General features: G+C 67.5%; 1 protein-coding gene. It reads right to left on the bottom strand.

The window, feature by feature from the left end:
* The coding region (locus ACLQ29_RS35465) for a hypothetical protein (RefSeq protein ID WP_425775714.1) at positions 1–335 on the bottom strand (335 nt) is incomplete at its 3' end.
* Between the last annotated feature and the right edge of the window lie 31 nt (positions 336–366).

Here is a 366-nt window from a genome sequence, read left to right as displayed (position 1 = left end):
GTCAGGTCGGTGGTGTGCCATCGGGCGGTGCCCGGGGAGACGAGAGCGGTGTCCGCGCGCGGCTCGATAAACGACAGCCACCCGCGGGCGATGTCGATGTAGTGGCCCCGGACCTGTGGCCGGCAGTTCTGGACGGCGCTGTTCATCGCCGCCTCGTCCTTGCCGGTGCGTCGGCCGGCCTGGACCGCCAACCGAATCTTGCGGTAGGGGTCCTTCGCCGGCGAGTACGAGTCGTCGAAGCTACGGACGAGCGCGAAGCGCTGCGTCCCCGGGCTCAGGACGTACTTGACGAACCGAGCCATGGCGATGTCGAAATTCGACGTCGGGTGGGTCAACCTGGCGATCTCCTCTGGCCCTGATCGGAAC

The organism is Micromonospora sp. DT228 (genome assembly GCF_049841595.1).
In the GTDB taxonomy this organism is placed as follows: Bacteria; Actinomycetota; Actinomycetes; order Mycobacteriales; family Micromonosporaceae; genus Micromonospora.
The sequence above is the reverse complement of the archived record's forward strand: the minus strand, read 5'-3'. Positions and strand labels throughout refer to the sequence as shown.